Source organism: Actinomadura sp. J1-007 (assembly GCF_009793335.1).
Classification (GTDB): Bacteria; Actinomycetota; Actinomycetes; order Streptosporangiales; family Streptosporangiaceae; genus Spirillospora; species Spirillospora yumaensis.
Genome location: NZ_WING01000001.1, coordinates 976,644 through 993,527 on the forward strand (window position 1 = coordinate 976,644; position 16,884 = coordinate 993,527).

The 16,884-nt window shown below is 74.6% G+C and carries 11 protein-coding genes and 4 pseudogenes; 1 reads left to right on the forward strand and 14 read right to left on the reverse strand.

Translation table 11 applies throughout. The features are described from left to right. Positions 1-49: 49 nt before the first annotated feature. From smc to GEV43_RS54590, 14 genes and pseudogenes are all read right to left on the reverse strand, one after another. A pseudogene (smc, locus tag GEV43_RS04400) lies at positions 50-3,717 on the reverse strand (chromosome segregation protein SMC). Between the two features lie 638 nt (positions 3,718-4,355). Further along, on the reverse strand, positions 4,356-4,553 hold the full coding sequence (locus tag GEV43_RS04405) for a hypothetical protein (RefSeq protein ID WP_160819579.1): 198 nt from the start codon (positions 4,551-4,553) through the stop codon (positions 4,356-4,358). Between the two features lie 179 nt (positions 4,554-4,732). Further along, complete coding sequence (locus GEV43_RS04410) at positions 4,733-5,014, reverse strand: acylphosphatase (RefSeq protein ID WP_160819580.1); 282 nt, start codon at positions 5,012-5,014, stop codon at positions 4,733-4,735. 71 nt (positions 5,015-5,085) lie between these two features. Further along, a complete protein-coding gene (gene mutM, locus GEV43_RS04415) occupies positions 5,086-5,979 on the reverse strand; it encodes a bifunctional DNA-formamidopyrimidine glycosylase/DNA-(apurinic or apyrimidinic site) lyase (RefSeq protein ID WP_160819581.1) in 894 nt (297 codons plus the stop codon). Beyond that, complete coding sequence (gene rnc, locus GEV43_RS04420) at positions 5,972-6,817, reverse strand: ribonuclease III (RefSeq protein ID WP_309239448.1); 846 nt, start codon at positions 6,815-6,817, stop codon at positions 5,972-5,974. The genes mutM and rnc overlap by 8 nt, the downstream gene beginning before the upstream one ends. A gap of 322 nt (positions 6,818-7,139) precedes the next feature. Then, a complete protein-coding gene (gene rpmF, locus GEV43_RS47870) occupies positions 7,140-7,319 on the reverse strand; it encodes a 50S ribosomal protein L32 (protein ID WP_309239999.1) in 180 nt (59 codons plus the stop codon). Positions 7,320-7,499: 180 nt separating this feature from the next. Further along, a pseudogene (locus GEV43_RS04425) lies at positions 7,500-7,991 on the reverse strand (DUF177 domain-containing protein); the annotation flags it as partial. 154 nt (positions 7,992-8,145) lie between these two features. Continuing rightward, entirely contained in the window at positions 8,146-8,628 is a 483-nt protein-coding gene (coaD, locus tag GEV43_RS04430; RefSeq protein WP_160819583.1) for a pantetheine-phosphate adenylyltransferase, read from the reverse strand. A 169-nt stretch (positions 8,629-8,797) separates the two neighbouring features. Continuing rightward, positions 8,798-10,249, reverse strand: a complete 1,452-nt coding sequence (locus tag GEV43_RS04435) for a penicillin-binding transpeptidase domain-containing protein (RefSeq protein WP_160819584.1) — start codon at positions 10,247-10,249, stop codon at positions 8,798-8,800. 112 nt (positions 10,250-10,361) lie between these two features. After that, a complete protein-coding gene (rsmD, locus tag GEV43_RS04440; RefSeq protein ID WP_160819585.1) occupies positions 10,362-10,922 on the reverse strand; it encodes a 16S rRNA (guanine(966)-N(2))-methyltransferase RsmD in 561 nt (186 codons plus the stop codon). A gap of 265 nt (positions 10,923-11,187) precedes the next feature. Continuing rightward, on the reverse strand, positions 11,188-12,240 hold the full coding sequence (locus GEV43_RS04445) for a HEAT repeat domain-containing protein (RefSeq protein WP_302930644.1): 1,053 nt from the start codon (positions 12,238-12,240) through the stop codon (positions 11,188-11,190). A 269-nt stretch (positions 12,241-12,509) separates the two neighbouring features. Then, positions 12,510-14,701: pseudogene (gene recG, locus GEV43_RS04450) on the reverse strand (ATP-dependent DNA helicase RecG). A 30-nt stretch (positions 14,702-14,731) separates the two neighbouring features. Beyond that, positions 14,732-15,901 (reverse strand): dihydroxyacetone kinase, encoded by a 1,170-nt coding sequence (locus tag GEV43_RS49415; protein WP_309239449.1) that lies wholly within the window; start codon positions 15,899-15,901, stop codon positions 14,732-14,734. A gap of 167 nt (positions 15,902-16,068) precedes the next feature. Continuing rightward, positions 16,069-16,350, reverse strand: a pseudogene (locus GEV43_RS54590) (DAK2 domain-containing protein); the annotation flags it as partial. Between the two features lie 262 nt (positions 16,351-16,612). Between GEV43_RS54590 and rpmB the strand changes: the two are divergent. Beyond that, positions 16,613-16,807 (forward strand): 50S ribosomal protein L28, encoded by a 195-nt coding sequence (rpmB, locus tag GEV43_RS47875; RefSeq protein WP_030164391.1) that lies wholly within the window; start codon positions 16,613-16,615, stop codon positions 16,805-16,807. The last annotated feature ends 77 nt before the right edge of the window (positions 16,808-16,884 follow it).

Consider the following 16,884-nt stretch of genomic DNA (forward strand, 5'->3'; position numbering starts at 1 on the left):
CAGTCGTCAGAGGGCCACGCCCCGTCGCCCCCCGAGGGGACGCGGCCGGTCAGGCGGGCTCGTGCTCTCGGAGGCGCTGGCTGACGACCTGCGTGACGCCGTCGCCGCGCATGCTGACGCCGTAGAGGGCGTCGGCGCCCTCCATCGTGCGCTTCTGGTGGGTGATGATGATGAGCTGGGACGACTCGCGCAGCTCCTCGAACACGTGGATGAGGCGCTGGGTGTTGGTGTCGTCCAGGGCGGCCTCCACCTCGTCCAGCACGTAGAACGGCGACGGCCGCGCCTTGAACACCGCGACGAGGAACGCGATCGCGACCAGGGACCGCTCGCCGCCCGACAGCAGCGACAGGCGCTTGACCTTCTTGCCCGGCGGGCGGGCGGCGACCTCGACGCCGGTGGCGAGCATGTCCTCGGGCTCGGTGAGCGACAGGCTGCCCTCGCCGCCGGGGAAGAGCCGCGCGAAGATCCGTTCGAACTCGCGGGCGGTGTCGTCGTAGGCGGAGGCGAACACCTGCTGGACCCGTTCGTCGACCTCCTTGACCAGGCTGAGCAGCTCGCGCTGGGTCTTCTTGAGGTCGTCGAGCTGGGACGTCAGGAACGCGTGCCGCTCCTCCAGGGCGGCGAACTCCTCCAGCGCGAGCGGGTTGACCTTCCCGAGCTGGTTGAGCTGGCGTTCGGCTGCCTTGGCGCGCTTCTCCTGCACGGCCCGGTCGTACGGGACGGGCGCGGCGTCCTCGGCGGCCTCGGGCCCGGGGGAACGAGCTGGTCGGGGCCGTACTCCTGGACGAGGGAGTCGACCTCCAGGCCGAACTCCTCCATGGCCCGCTCTTCGAGCTGTTCGAGGCGGAGCCGCTGCTCGGCGCGCGCGACCTCGTTGCCGTGCACGACGTTGACGAGGCGTTCGAGGGTGCTCGACAGCTCCCTGACCTGGTTGCGGACGACCTTCAGCTCCGACTCGCGCTCGGCGCGGGCGCGTTCGGCGGCCTCGCGCTGCGTCACGGCGGAGGCGAGGGACAGCTCGATCCGTTCCAGCGCGGCGCGGGCGCCCTTGAGCACCGCCGAGGCGGTCCTGGCCTGCTCCTCGCGGCGGGCGCGGCGGGCGGCGGCGCGGGAACGTTCCTCGCGTTCGCGGCGGGCGGCGCGTTCGAGGCCGTCGGCGCGGCCCTCGATGGCCTGCACCCGTTCCTCCGCGGTACGGACCGTCAGCCGCGACTCCATCTCCGCCGAGCGCAGCTCCTGGCAGCGGGCGGACAGCTCGTCGCGGGTCTCGGTGTCGTGCCCGGCGTCGTCGGCGACCTCGGCGGCCTCCTCCGACTCGGCGAGGCGCAGGGCCAGCTCCTCGGCGGCGGCGGCATCGCGTTCGAGCGACTCCCCGGCGGCGTCGAGGGCCTTGGTGAGCCGTTCGGCCTCGCCGCGCGCGGCGCGGACGTCGGCCTCCAGCCGCGCGGCGCGCTTGGCCTCCTGCGCGGCCTGCGCGTCGAACTCCCGCACGCGCCCGGCGACGCGGTCGAGGTCGCTCTGCGCCTGGTTGACGACGGCCTGGGCCTGGTTGACGGCGGACTGCGCGGCGTCGAGCGCGGACTGCGCGTCCTGCTCGCGCTCCATGCCGCCGGTGAGCGCCTCGGCGCTCTGCTCGGCGGCGGTCTCGGCCGCGGCGAGGTCCTCGGCGGCCTGGTCGAGCGTCGCGCGCATCTGGAGCAGGCTCTGAGCGCCGCCCGCGCCGCCGCCCTGGGCCCAGTGCGCGCCGACCAGCTCGCCGTCGCGCGTGACGGCCCTCAGGGACGGCTCGCGGCGGACGAGCCGGGCGGCCTCGGCCACGTCCGCGACGACGGCGACGCCGTTCAGCAGGTGCTCCAGCGCGGGCCGTACGGAGTCGGGAACGGTCACGGCGTCGATCGCGTAGTCGATCCCGTCCACGCGCGGCGGAGGAGAGGACGGGCCGCCGCCCACGACCAGGCCCGCGCGTCCGGCGTCGCGTGCGCGCAGCAGGGCGAGGGCGGCCTCGGCGGTGTCGAGCGATCCGACCGCGATGCCCTCGCCCGCGTTGCCGAGGGCCGCCGCGACGGCCGCCTCGTAGCCGGGCCGGACGGTCAGCAGCGACGCGACCGTGCCGAGCACGCCGTCGAGCGAGCCGTCGGCCCCGGCCGCGAGGAGCGCCTCGCCGCCGTCGGCCGCGCTCGCGAGCGTCATGTTGAGCGCCTCGATGCGGGCTTGGAGCGCGGCGACGCGCTTCTGCGCGGCGGCGTCGGCGGAACGGGCCGCCGCGACGGCCGCGCGCGCGTCCTTCAGCTCCTGCCTGGGGCCGTCGACCGCGGCGCGCGCCTCCTCGGCGGCGTCCTTGGCGGTGGCGAGGGCCTCCTGGGCGGCGCGGTGCTCGGCGGCGAGCTCGGGGTCCTCGACGACCTCGGCCTCGAACGCCTCGAACTCCTCCCGCGCGGCCTCGGCCCGCCGCTCGGCCTCGGCGCGGGCCTCGCCGAGGCGCCCGATCTCCGACTGGCCGGCCTGGACCTTGCTGCGCAGCGCCTCCACGCGCCCGCGCAGGCGCGCCAGCTCCTCGCGGCGGTCGGCGGCGGCGCGGGCGGCGGCCCGCAGCCGGTGCTCCTCGCCCGCGAGGGCCTCCTCGGCCCCGGTCCGCTCCTCGACGGCGCGGGCCAGCCCGTCCTGGGCCTCCTCCAGCGCGGCGCGGAGCATCTCTTCTTGCTCGCGGACGGCGACGGCCTCGCGCTCCATGTCCTCGGGGTCGCGGCCGCGCCGTTCGTCGTCGCGGGCCTCGGCGGCGTTGCGGTGCCGTTCGGCGGCGAGGTCGGCGACGCCGCGCAGGCGCTCCTTGAGCGCCGACAGCTTGAACCAGGTGTCCTGGACGCGCGCGAGCTTGGGCGCCTCCTCGGCCTCGGCCGCCTCCAGCACCGCCTCGCGCTCCTGGCCTTCGGCGAGGGCCCGCTCGGTCTCGACGCGGCGTTCGAGGATCGCCGCCTCGTCGGCGGCCTCCTGCGCGAGCCGGGTCCGCAACGTGACCAGGTCGTCGGCCAGCAGCCGGATGCGCGCGTCGCGCAGGTCGGCCTGGATGACGGCGGCGCGGCGGGCGATCTCGGCCTGCCTGCCGAGCGGCTTGAGCTGGCGGCGCAGCTCGCCGGTGAGGTCCTGGACGCGGGTCAGGTTGCCCTGCATGGCGTCCAGCTTGCGCAGCGCCTTCTCCTTGCGCTTGCGGTGCTTGAGGACGCCCGCGGCCTCCTCGATCACGGCGCGGCGGCCCTCGGGCCCCGAGTGCAGGACGCGGTCGAGCTGGCCCTGCCCGATGATCACGTGCATCTCGCGGCCGATGCCGGAGTCCGACAGCAGCTCCTGGATGTCGAGCAGGCGGCACGGGTCGCCGTTGATCGCGTACTCGCTCTGCCCCGACCGGAACATCAGCCGGCTGATCTTCACCTCGGTGTAGTCGATCGGGAGCGCGCCGTCGGCGTTGTCGATGGTGAGCACGACCTCGGCGCGGCCGAGCGGCGCCCGGCTGGCCGTGCCGGCGAAGATGACGTCCTCCATCTTGCCGCCGCGCAGGGACTTGGCGCCCTGCTCGCCCATCACCCAGGCGAGCGCGTCGACGACGTTGGACTTGCCCGACCCGTTCGGCCCGACGACCGCGGTGATCCCGGGCTCGAACCTGAGGGTGGTGGAGGACGCGAAGGACTTGAAGCCGCGCAGCGTCAGGTTCTTCAGGTACACGCGCTCGCTGTCCTCCTCCGGGATGGCGCGGGGAGACGGCCTCCCGGCCCTCCCCGAACGTCTCGTCCGATCGGGCCCTCCGGCCTCCTCCGGGAAGGGCGGCGCCCCGTTCCCGCACCGGCTCGGGCCCCGGGAACCCGACGAACGATACCCGCAGGGACCGTCGGTTCCCGGCAACCGCGCCCGTATCTCCGCTCAGCGGTCAGCGCCGGGGCGCCGGACATGCGTTCGGGTACGGCAGCGGGCCCCGCGCGCCGGAGCGCTGAGGGGCTGGTGCGAACGGTCGCGAGCGCGGCGCTCCGTCGTCCCGTGACGGCCGGACGCGGATCGCCGCAACGGCCTGACGTGCACGGAACGAGGCGCGCGGGCCTGACGTGCGCGGAAACAAGGTGCGCGGCGTACGCCGGGGGTCCGTCCCGCGGTCGCGAGGCGCAGGGGCCGGGCGAGCGGTGGGACGGTGGGACGGCAGGACGCCGGGTACGCCGCTAAGCGGGTACGGCAGGACCGCGGGTACGCCGCGACGCGGCGCGGCCCGGACGGCGGGCCGCGCTCGCCTGATCACCGCGGATGCGGGCAAACAGAAGGGACGCCATCCATGCGGCGTCCCTGTGTTCCATTTCGGAAAGGCACCGGACCGATCAGGTCAGGGCCGGTTCACGTTCCTTCACTGCGAGCGACATCACGTCGTCGTCCGGTGCCGTCGCGAGCGCGTCGTTCTCTGCCTGAAGCCGTACGAGCTCGGCTTCCAGATCACGTACGCGCTGCTGAAGGCGCCGCATCTCCGCGACCATCCGGGGGTCGGGACCGCCGACGTGGCCGAGTAGAGCCTTCGCCATGACTAAGGGTCCTCCACGCTGAGTAACCAGCAGGGATCGCGCACGAAGAGCAACAAATCGTCGGTGCGCGTATCATCTAGAGTCGCACCGGCCGGTGTCTCGGTCAAGACGCACATCACAGGCCGGTAACAACCTGTCGTCACTAGTTTAGCAGGTACGAACCGGAATGCCCTACCCGATCACCGTTCCAGGAAACCGGAGGCTTCGCCGCGCGGTTCGCTCCAGCGTTCGGCGACCCCGGAGACCCTTCCCGGGGTGCCCGGGCCGCGCAGCAGCTCCAGGAGGCGCTCGCACGCCGCGCGCGGCCCCTCCGCGACGACCTCGACCCGTCCGTCGCGCAGGTTGGTGGCGCTGCCGGTGAGGCCGAGTTCGAGCGCGCGCGCCCGGACCCACCAGCGGAACCCCACCCCCTGCACCCGGCCGCGGGCCCAGGCGGTCAACCGTACAGTCTCCGAGTCCATCTCGCGTCCCGTTCCAGCTCGTTCCCCGACCACATCATGCCTGGTCACGCCCCCGTCCACACGTACGGCGGTCAATAGCGCGCCCGGCGGGGGCGCGGCTGGCAGACCGGGCAGCTGTAGGACGAGCGGTTCATGAACTCGTCGCGCCGGATCGGCGTCCCGCAGCGGCGGCACGGCTCGTCGCGGCGGCCGTAGACGTCCAGCGAGCGGTCGAAGTAGCCGCTCTCCCCGTTGACGTTGACGTACAAGCTGTCGAACGAGGTGCCGCCGACCTCGAGCGCGGCCGTCATGACGTCGCGTGCGCCCGCGAGCACCCGGCCGGCCTCGGCGCGGGTGAGCGTCTCGGTGGGCCGCGCCCAGTGCAGCTTGGCGCGCCACAGCGCCTCGTCGGCGTAGATGTTGCCCACGCCGCTGATCAGCGTCTGGTCGAGCAGCGCGCGCTTGATCCCCGTGCGCCTGCGGCGCAGCGCCTTGGCGAACGCGTCCTCGTCGAACGCGTCCTCCAGCGGGTCGGCGCCGATGTGCGCGACCGGCGCGGGGACGAGCCCGTGGCCGGGCGCGTGCGCGTCGGGCACGAGGTCGGTCGCCATCAGGTGCCCGAACGTCCGCTGGTCGACGAACCTCAGGTCGTGCCCGCCGTCGGTGAACGTGAGCCGCACCCGCAGGTGCTTCTCCCGCTCCCGGTCGGGTTCGCCGACGAGGAGCTGCCCGCTCATCCCGAGATGCGCGAGCAGCGCCTCGGAGGCGGCGTCGGGCTCGTCGGCGAGGGGCAGCCACAGGTATTTGCCGCGGCGGCGCGGGGCGGTGACGGTACGGCCCGTGAGGCGTCCGGCGAAGTCGTCCGGTCCGGCGGCGTGCCGGCGGACGGCGCGCGGGTGCAGCACCTCGACCGCCGCGATGGTCCGGCCGGTCACCCAGCGGTCGAGGCCGCGCCGGACGACCTCGACCTCGGGGAGCTCAGGCACCGGCCAGCCCGGCGGAGCGGCTGCCGTCGCCGTTGGCCCCGCCCGCGCCCTCGCCGTCCCCGCCCGCCGCGGTGCCGCCGTGCGCGCCGGGCTCGGCGTCGACGGCGGCGCCGGTCTTGGCGTCGCGGCGGACGACGATCTCGCGGATGGCGTTCCAGGCGGCCTCGGCGGCGTGCTGCTCGGCCTCCTTCTTGCTGCGTCCCTCGCCCGCCCCGTAGGTGGAGCCGCCGACCCGTACCGACGCGCGGAACGTCTTCTGGTGGTCGGGGCCGCTCTCGGTGACGTGGTACTCGGGGACGCCGAGCTCCTCGACGGCCGTCAGCTCCTGGAGCGAGGTCTTCCAGTCCAGGCCCGCGCCGAGCCCCGCCGAACGGGCGATCAGCGCGTCGAACAGCCGGTGCACGAGCGCGGACGCCTCGTCCAGGCCGCGGTCGAGGTAGACGGCGCCGATCAGCGCCTCCAGGGTGTCGGCGAGGATCGACGCCTTGTCGCGCCCGCCGGTGCCCTCCTCGCCGCGTCCGAGCCGGATGTGGGCGCCGACGCCGAGGGAGCGGGCGACGCCCGCGAGCGCGCGCATGTTGACGACGGCGGCGCGGAGCTTGGCGAGCTGCCCCTCGGGCAGGTCGGGGTGCCCCCGGAACAGGGTGTCGGTGACGACGAGCCCGAGCACCGAGTCGCCCAGGAACTCCAGGCGCTCGTTGGTGGGCAGGCCGCCGTTCTCGTACGCGTACGAACGGTGCGTCAGCGCGCGTTCGAGCAGGTCACCGGTCACCTCCACGCCGAGCGCGCGGGAAAGCTCCGCGCGGTCCGGCGCCGGACCGGGCTTCTTGCCGCTCACAGGCCCTCCTCACAGGCCGGGCGCCGCGGGGTCGCGGACGCCGTCAGTGCCGTTCCCGGAGCCGCGGCCCCGGGGTCCGGGGCCGGTCCGCGGGGAGCGGCATGGCGCGTGGGCGGTGCCGACGCGACTCACGGCGGGAGGAGAGGTCCGCGAAGACGAGGTGCGCGCCGGTCGGTCAATCCCGGCGTGCACCACGGCTCCGGGCTCCGGTCCTCGGCCGGTCACCACGCCGGCGTCGCGCGCCGGGGTGGTCGTTGCCCGGGCATCCGGAAGGGCGGGCCGCGACGTGCTCGCGGATCCGCCCCCCGGGATGCTTCAGAACTCAGGCCGACGGGGCGATGACCTGCCGCCGGTCGTAGGTGCCGCAGGTCGCGCACGCGGTGTGCGGCAGCTTCTTGTCGCGGCACGTCGGGCACTCGACCAGGGTCGGCGCGGCGGTCTTCCACTGCGCACGACGGTGCCGCGTGTTGCTGCGCGACTTCTTCCGCTTCGGGACGGCCACGTCAGCCCTCCTGCTTTCCTTCTCGTGGGTCGGTTGAGCCGCGGGGGGAGGACCCCCCGCTCCCCCGGTGGGGGAGGCCGACGACGTCGTCCCGTTCGGTGCGGGGTCGTCGTCGACGGCCAGGTCGTGCAGCGCCGCCCACCGGGGGTCGGCGACGTCGTGGTGGTGCCCGGGGCCGGCGTCGGCCAGCCGGGCGCCGCAGTCCGGGCACAGGCCCGGGCAGTCGTCCCGGCACAGCGGCGACAGCGGCAGCGCGAGCACCACCGCGTCCCGCAGGACGGGTTCGAGGTCGATCAGGTCGCCTTCGAGGCGCAGCTCGTCGTCGCCCGCGTTGCCGCCCGAGCGGGTGTCAGGATAGACGAACAGCTCCTGGAAGTCGGCCTCGAACGTCGAGTCGATCGGGTCGAGGCAGCGCGAGCACTCCCCTTCGAGGGGAACGGACGCGGTGCCCGTGACGAGCACGCCCTCCAGGACCGCTTCGAACCGCAGCCGCAGCTCGATCGTGGCGCCTTCGGGCACGCCCACCATCTCGAGGCCGAAATCCTCCGGGGCCGGCACGTCGAGGAGCTCTTCACGCGAGGACCCCGGCTGCCTGCCCAGGGCTCTGGTGTCGAGCACCAGCGGGGCGTGGGGATCGAGGCGAGTCAGTGGACTCCTGCTTTCGTGAGGCATGGCGAATGACGGCCGTCGTTCCGGCCGGTGTCCCAGAGTACCGAACACACGCGCGTGCCCCAACTCGGAGGCCCGCCCGCCGCCCGCTCCCCTGGGCGGCCCCGCCGGGCCGCCCCGCGGGCCCGGCGGCCGAGGTCAGGACGCCGCGGCGGGGTCAGCCGGGCTGCTGGAGCCGCGCGGCGAGGCGCTCGTGCACGGTCTCGGGGATCAGCCCGGACACGTCGCCGCCGTACTTGACGATCTCCTTCATGAGGCTGGAGGAGAGGTAGGAGTAGAGCGGGTTGGTGGACATGAACATGGTCTCCACGCCCGCCATCCGGTGGTTCATCTGGGCCATCTGGAGCTCGTACTCGTAGTCGCTGACCGCGCGCAGGCCCTTGACGATGACCGGGATGTCGTTCTGGCGGCAGAAGTCCACCAGCAGGCCGTGCCACTTGTCGATCTTGACGTTGCCGTACTCCTTGGTCACCTCGCCGAGCATGTCGATCCGCTCCTCGATGGTGAACAGGCCCTTCTTGGTCTTGTTGATCAGCACCGCGACGACCACCTCGTCGAAGAGGCGGGAGGCCCGGCTGATGATGTCGAGGTGGCCGTTGGTGACGGGGTCGAAAGAGCCGGGACAAACGACACGGCGCACGAGGTCACTCCATCCTTGCGACTGGCCTTCCGTGCAGGTCGGGGCCTGCGGCGCGACCGTACCAAACCGCCGCGAGCCCGCCTTCCACCGGGCTCGCCGCCGCGGGACGCCGCTCGCTCCGCCGCACGCCGGCCCGCGTTCCCTTGCCGGGCGGGCGCGGAGGGGGCGGTCAGCCGCGGAGGGCTTCGAGGATGTCGGCCGCGACGGGGCCGGACTTGATGCCGTACCCGTCGGACTCGGTCATGACGGCGACGGCGTAGCGGGCGTCGCTCTTCGGCCCGAAGCCGATGAACCAGCGGTCGTTGTAGGAGGCGCCCTCGATGTCGGCGGTGCCGGTCTTGCCGCCGACGATCGGGCCGCCGCGCAGCGACTTGCCCGTCCCGCTGCGCACGACCTCCTGCATCATGTCGCGGAGCTGGCCCGCCTGGTCGGAGTCCAGGGCCCGCCCGAGGCGGCGCCCGTTGGCCTTCTCGACGAGCGAGCCGTCCGAGCCGCGGATCCGGTCGACGAGGTAGGGGCGCATGACCTCGCCGTCGTCGACGGCCGCCGCGGCGACCATGGCCATCTGCAACGGGGTCGCGACGGTGCTGCCCTGGCCGATGGAGCCGAGCGCGCTGAGCGCCGGGGACCCGGTCTTCGGGAACGAGCTGGGCGCGCTCGTCATGCCCTTCTCGATCTGGATCGGGTCGTAGAAGCCGAAGCGGGCGGCCTGCCGGGCGACCGCGTCGTTGCCCGGACGCACCGCGCCCATGATGGCGAACGTGGTGTTGCAGGACTGGGCGTACGCGTCCTTGAGCGGGATCGCGGGCAGGTCGCACTGGCCGCCGATGTCGCCCGCGTCGTTGTTGATCGCCTGGCCGGCGCCCGCCGGGCGGTAGCTGCGCCCGGCCCGGACCCGGCTGCCCTCGGTCGTCCCGGCGGCGAGCGCGGCGGACGCGACCACGGTCTTGAACGTGGAGCCCGGCGGGAACACCTCGCCGGCCGCCTTGTTGAGCAGCGGCTTGCCCTGCTGCTCGTTGAGCCGGTCGAACACGCGCTGCGCCTGCTTGGCGTCCGGGACGGCCACGTCGTTGGCGTCGTACGAGGGCGTGGACGCCATCACCTTGATCGCGCCGGTGCGGGCGTCCAGCACGACGGCGGCGGCGCGGCGCGCGCCGGTCGCTTGGAGCGCCTGGTAGGCGGCGCGCTGGGCGTCGGGGTCGATCGTGGTCTCGACGGTGCCGCCGGGCAGCTTCTTGCCGATGATCTTGTTGATGATGTCGGTGGTGGCGAGGCGGGGGTCGGTGCCGTCGAGGACGTGGTTCTCGGCGTTCTCCAGGCCGGTCTGGGAGAAGCGGGAGAAGTAGCCGGTGACCGGGGAGAAGATCTGGCTCTGCTTGTAGCGGCGCTGGAAGCGCTTGCCCGCGACGGGCACCGACCAGGCGATCCGCTCGCCGCCGGCGACGATGGGCCCGCGCTCGATCTTGTCGCGGTCCTGGAACTGGCGCGCGTTCAGCCGGTCGTCGCGCAGGCCCTGGGCGGCGAAGCCCTGGACGTAGGTGACGTTGGCCATGAGCGCGACGCTCATCACCAGCATCACGATCCACGTGCGGCCCACGGCCTTGTCGATACCGGGCCTCATGAGCGAGCCCCACCCTCCGAAGTCAGCCGACCACACATGGTAGCCGTACGGTGGAGGGTCGCGATCATGGGCCCGCCGTCCTTCTCCTCCGGATCGGCTACCTGGTCTCGCTCTACCCCGCGCGCCCGTACCAGAACACGGCCTCGCCGTAGCGGCGGTCGCGTTCGGCGGTGTAGCCCTCCGGCCAGTCCAACGGACGGCCGCGCACGGAGCGTTCCACGACGACCAGCGCGTCCGGCGCCGTCCAGCCGTTGTCGCGCAGCGCCTCCAGGAGGCCGGTGACCGCCTCGTCCTCCAGCGCGTACGGGGGGTCGGCGAAGACGAGGTCGTACGGTTCGCCCGGCGGGCGGCGCACGGCCCGTTCCACCCGGTCGGCGAGGGGGACGGCGCCGGGCAGGCCGAGCGACGCGGCGTTCTCGCGGACCACCCTGGCCGCGCGCGGATGCGACTCGACCAGCAGCGCGTGCGCCGCGCCCCGCGACAGCGCCTCCAGCCCGACCGCCCCCGACCCGGCGTACAGGTCGGCGACCCGGAGCCCGTCGAGCGGGCCGAGCAGCGCCAGCACCGTCGAGAACAGGCCCTCCCTCGCGCGGTCGCTGGTCGGCCTGGTGTCCCTTCCCGGCGGTACGGCCAGGCGCCGCCCGCCCGCGCTTCCCGCGATCACCCTGGTCATTCCCCAAGTATCCCGGTGACGGCCGCGCTCCGGGGCACGGCCGCCGTCCGCCGATACCCCGGTGACTCCAGGAGACCCCGAACGCCGAGGTCGAGGCGGGCGGGACGTCCCCACCCCGGAACGTCCCGCCCGCTCGTACGGCCCGCCGCCCCCGACCTCGCGGCGCGCCGTTCCCACCCGGGCCAGCCCGCCCGGGCCGACCCGCCCGCGCCGCCCGTTCCGCGCCGAACGCGTCGCGGAACGAGCGGCGGCCGGCGGGCCGCGGTCAGGCGAGGGCCCAGCGGACCTGCGTGCGCACGCCGGGATCGGGATCGGCCAGCGCCTCGGTGAGGGCGGTGACCACCTCCGGCCGGTCGCCCGCCCACTGCTCCAGCGACTGGACGGCGGCGCGGCGGACGTCCACGACGCGGTCGCGGAGCGCGGCGATGAGCGGGTGGACCGCGACGTCCGGCACGGCGGAGCCGAGGGCGAGCGCGGCGCGGCGGCGCACCTGCCAGCTCGCGTGCGCGATCGCAGTCACGACCCGTCCCTCCAGCGGCTCGGGGACGCCCAGTTCGGCGGCGGAGTCGATGGCCGCCATCCGGACGACGGGGTCGTGGTCGCCGAGGAGGTGTTCGAGCGCGGGCATCCCGGACGGCTCGGCGAGCCGCGCCACGCCCTGCGCGACGGCGACCCGCACCTCCCGGGACGGGTCGTCCGCCGCCTCCGCGACCTCGTCCGCGGCGCGCAGCGCGATCAGGCCGAGGACGGCCTGCACCCGCACCTGCGCCTCGTCGTCCTCGAAGCCCTGGGCGTACAGCTCTCCCGCGCCCCGGACGAGGATGCCGAGCAGGTCGGCGGCCGTCCGGCGGACATGGGCGTCGCGGCCGCGCGTGGCGGCGAGCCGCAGCGCGTCCACGCCGTCGTCGCCGAGGTGGACCTCGGGGAGGCCGCCGAGGGCGTCGGCCGCGAGGCGGCGGACGGTGCCGCTCTCGTCCGCGAGCGCCCAGGCGAGGGTGTCGCCGGTGCCGCGCGGGGCGTCGCCCCTCGCCGCGGCCTTGGCGAGAACGGTGACGGCGGCGGCGCGGACCTCGGGCTCGGGGTCGCGCAGGTATGCGTCGACGTCGGTGAGGTGAAGGCGTTCGAGCCGGTGGAGCTCGATCACCCGCGCGAGCAGCCCGACCGCGGTCGCGCCGCGTGCGCCGTCCCCTTCGGAGGCGGTCGCGGTCGCGGGGTCGGGGGCGGGTGGTCCAGCGGGGTCGGGCGGTCCGGCGGGGCCGGTCGCGGGCAGGGTCGTACGGCCGTGGTCGGCCGGGTCGTTCCGGTCGGTGAGCGTCATGTGCGGCCTCCGGTGAGCCGTCGGATCCGGGGCGCCGCCGGCATGCGGGCCGGCGGGCGGGGTCGGGATCAGCGGCGGGTACACAGGGCGCTGTGCTGGCGGCCCATACGGAGCCACCGGGGCGCGCGGCGCCGTGCGGTCGGGACCTCACTGGGGTTCACGTGTTCATCGTCCGACAAATTCCCTAGTAAGTCAACTCGTTAAGTAGGGAATATGCGGCCGGGCGGCGGGGAGACGTGATCGCGGGCGCACCGGTAGCCGGGGCGGGGCTAGGTCTTCTCCAGGTACTCGGCTCGTTCCTCGTCCAGGAGGGTGGCCAGTTCGGCGGCCAGGCCGGGGTGGTCGTCCAGCCCGGGGTCCTGGTCGACCAGGGCCGTGGCCTCCTCGCGGGCGTCCTTGATGACGTCCTCGTCGCGCTGGAGGGTGAGCAGGCGCAGGCTGGACGAACGGCCCGCCTGGGTCGCGCCGAGCACGTCGCCCTCGCGGCGCTGTTCGAGGTCGAGCCGCGACAGCTTGAACCCGTCGGTGGTGGAGGCGACCGCGTCCAAACGCTCGCGCGCCTTGCTGCCCGGCTCGGCGTCGGTGACCAGCAGGCACAGTCCGTGCAGCGAGCCCCGGCCGACCCGCCCGCGGAGCTGGTGGAGCTGCGAGACCCCGAACCGGTCCGCGTCCATGATCACCATGACCGTGGCGTTCGGGACGTCGACGCCGACCTCGATCACCGTCGTCGCGAGCAGCACGTCGAGGTCGCCGTCGGTGAAGCGGCGCATCACCGCGTCCTTCTCGTCCGGATGCAGCTTGCCGTGCAGGACGCCGATCCGCAGCCCGGACAGCAGCTCGTCCTCCAGCATCGGCAGCAGCTCCATGATGCCGAGCGGCGAGCGGCGCCCCTCCTCGCCCGCCGGGGCGGCGTCGCCCTCGTCGCCCTCCTGCTCGCCGATGCGCGGGCACACGATGTAGATCTGGCGGCCCTGCGCGGCCTCCTCCCGGATGCGCTCCCACGTGCGGGCGAGGAACGCGGGCCGCTCCGGCGGCACGACGTGCGTCCCGATCTCCGAACGGCCCGCCGGGAGCTGCCCGAGCACCGAGGTCTCCAGGTCGCCGAAGACCGTCATCGCGACCGTGCGCGGGATCGGCGTCGCGGTCATGACCAGCACGTGCGGCCGTCCCCCGCTCACCTTCTCCCGCAGCGCGTCGCGCTGCTCCACGCCGAAGCGGTGCTGCTCGTCCACCACGACGAGCCCGAGGTCGGCGAACTGCACGTTGTCCTGGAGCAGGGCGTGCGTACCGACCACGATCCCGGCCGTGCCGGACGCGGCGTCCAGCAGCGCCGCCTTCCGCGCCTTCGCGCCGAGCGACCCGGTCAGCAGCGTCACGCGGGTGGCGTTGTCGGCGCCGCCGATCTGCCCCGCCTGCCCGAGGTCGCCGAGCATCCCGGTGATCGAGCGGAAGTGCTGCTGCGCGAGGACCTCCGTCGGCGCCAGCAGCGCCGCCTGCCCGCCGCCGTCGACGACCTGGAGCATCGCGCGCAGCGCGACGACCGTCTTGCCCGCGCCGACGTCGCCCTGGAGGAGGCGGTGCATGGGGTGCGCGAGGGAGAGGTCGGCGGCGATCTCGTCGCCGACCTCGCGCTGCCCCTTGGTGAGGTCGAACGGCAGCCGGGCCTCGAACTCCGAGCCGATGCCTCCGACGACCGGCGGGCGCGGCTTGGCGGGCAGGGCCGCGGCGGCGCGGCGGCGCTGGGCCAGGGCGACCTGGAGCACGAACGCCTCGTCCCACTTGAGGCGCTTGCGGGCGCGGGACAGCTCGTCCCACGTCTTCGGGCGGTGGATGCCCTCGTACGCCTCGGCGAGCGGGATCAGGCCGCGGCGGGTGAGCAGCGGGGCGGGCACGGGGTCGGCGGGCAGTTCGAGCTGGTCGAGGACCATGCCCACCGACTTGCCGATCGTCTCGATGTCCAGGCCCTTGGTGGACGGGTAGATCGGGATGATCTCGTCCGCCCACTCCTGCGCCGCCTGCTCGGCGGACCTGGCGGCCACGACCTTGTACTGCGGGTGGGTGAGCTGCCGCTGCTCCCTGCCGCTGCGCGGCCGGTACGTGCTGATCTTGCCGGCGAACAGCCCGCGGGTGCCCGGGGACAGGTCCCGTTCGGGATGTAGGAGCCCTTGCGGCCGAAGAAGCTCAGCTTGAGCTCGCCGGTGCCGTCGGTGACGGTGATCTCCAGGACGTAGCCGGGGCTGCGCGTGAGGGTGCGGCCCTGCACCTTGACGACCTCGGCCATGACGGTGACGTGCTCGCCGTCCTGGAGGCCGCTGAGCGGCGTCAGCTCGCCGCGGTGGGCGTAGCGGCGCGGGTAGTGGTGCAGCAGGTCGCCGACCGTGTGCAGGTCGAGTCCCTTGGCCAGCACCTTCGCCGTCTTGTCGCCGAGAACCTTGCGCAACGGCTCGTCGAGATTCGCCACGCGGTCCTTTCTAGCAGGGCGGGACGGGTCTCACTCCACGCCGATGAGCAACGGCAGGCGCTCCTGGCCGCCGTCGTACACGCCGACCTCGACGTCCGGGCGGGCGTCCCGCAGGCGCCGTTCGAGCAGGGCGGCGAGGTCGGGCGGCGCGTGCACGCCCGGGATCAGCGTGACCAGCTCGCCGCCGCCCGACAGCATCCGGTCCAGGACGTGCAGGGCGACGTCGGCGATCCGGTCCCCGATCACGGCGACGTCGCCCTCGATCATCCCGAGGACGTCGCCGGGCCGGCAGAGCCCGACGCTCGTGACCGCCTCCCCCGCGGCGACCTCCAGGTGCCCGAACCGGGTCGCCCCGGCGGCGCGGGTCATCTCGATCACGTCCTCGCCGAAGCGGCGCAGCGGATCGTGGACGGCGAGGGCGGCGAGCCCCTGCACCGACGCCTTGGTGGGGACGACGGCGATGCGGGCGCCCGTGTCGCGGGCCCGTTCGGCGGCGGCCTCGGCGAGGGCCAGCACCTCCGGCTCGTTCGGCAGGACCGCGACCTCGTCGCCCGCCGCGAGGATCGCCTCGGCCAGCACGGCGAGCGGCGGCACCGCCCCCGGCTCGCGGCGGACGACCCGCGCGCCGTGCCCCTCGAAGAGGGCGGCGAGGCCGTCCGCGGCCGTGACCGCGACGACGGCGCGGCCGACGCACGGGGCGTGCTGCCCGTCGCCGGGCGCCCCGTGGAGGTAGGTGACGCGGATCCGGTACGGGCGGCCCGCCTCGAGGCCCGCCTCGATGGCCGCGCCCGCGTCGTCCACGTGCACGTGGACGTTCCAGAGGCCGTCGCCGCCGACGACCACGAGCGAGTCGCCGAGGCCGTCGAGCGTCCCGCGCAGCGCGGGGACGGCGCCGTCCGGCGCGTCCAGCAGGTACATGACCTCGTAGCCGGGGCCGGTCCCGGCGGCCGGGGCGGTCTGCGGCGCCTCGTCGCGGGCGGGCTGCGCCTCGGTGCGGGCGGGCACCTCGTACCGTTCGGGGTACTCGTCGGTGACCACGGCGGCCAGCGCGTCCAGGACGACGCAGAGCCCGGCCGCGCCCGCGTCCACGACGCCGCTGCGCGCGAGGACGTCGAGCTGCCCGGTGGTGCGCCGGAGCGCCCGCCTCGCCCCGGCCGCCGCCGCCCGCACCGCCTCGTCCAGCCCGCCGCCCGGCGGCACCTGCGCCGCCGCCTCCGACGCCGCCTCCAGAACGCTGAGGATCGTCCCCTCGACGGGATGCTCAACGGCCCCCGAGCGAGGCCCGCCGCATACCCGAGCGCCTTCGCAAACGCCCCGGCCTCACCCGGGGTCGCGTCGTCCGGGGGGCGGGCGAGGCTCTCCGCTAGGCCGCGGAAGACCTGGCTGAGGATCACGCCGGAGTTGCCGCGGGCGCCGAGCAGCGCGCCGCGCGCCAGCGCCCGCCACACCTCGCCCGCCGCCGCGTCCGCGGGCAGGCCGGCCACGGCGTCGGCGGACGCGAGGACGGTCAGGTGCAGGTTCGTGCCCGTGTCCCCGTCGGGCACCGGGAACACGTTCAGCGCGTCGATCTCGCCGCGGGTCCGGCCGAGGGCCTCGGCCGCGAGCCTGCTCCACCGCCGTACCGCCGCACCGTCGAGGACCTCGCCCACACTCGCTCCCCTCGCCGTGTCCGCGGTACCTCTGTACCGCGCGGACCATGCCGTTGGGAACGTCCCCGCACGAACCGGCCCCTCCTCCCGGCCCCGCGCGGCGACCGAACCCGCAGGCCGATTCGCCTACCCGACGCGCGTTCGGCTACTCTGATTCGTGCGCCTCGTCCGGGGCGCCCATCAGTGAGCGCGCCAGATGGCCGGCAACCTGCCCGGCGTTCGGGCGCTCCAGCTCAGCATCGACACCCACTTGGAGTTTCCCGTGGCTTCCGTCTGCGACGTCTGCGGCAAGGGACCCGGTTTCGGCATGCGCGTCTCCCACTCGCACCGCCGCACCCCGCGCCGCTGGAACCCCAACATCCAGCGCGTGCGCGCCGTCGTGAACGGCAGCACCAAGCGGATCAACGCCTGCACGTCCTGCATCAAGGCCGGCAAGGTCGTCAAGCCGACCGTCTGACCCCTCGCGGCCCGACCCGCCCGCCTCGGCACGGCGGGTCCGGCGGCCCGCCGCACGCCTCAGTCGGCTCACCGGAA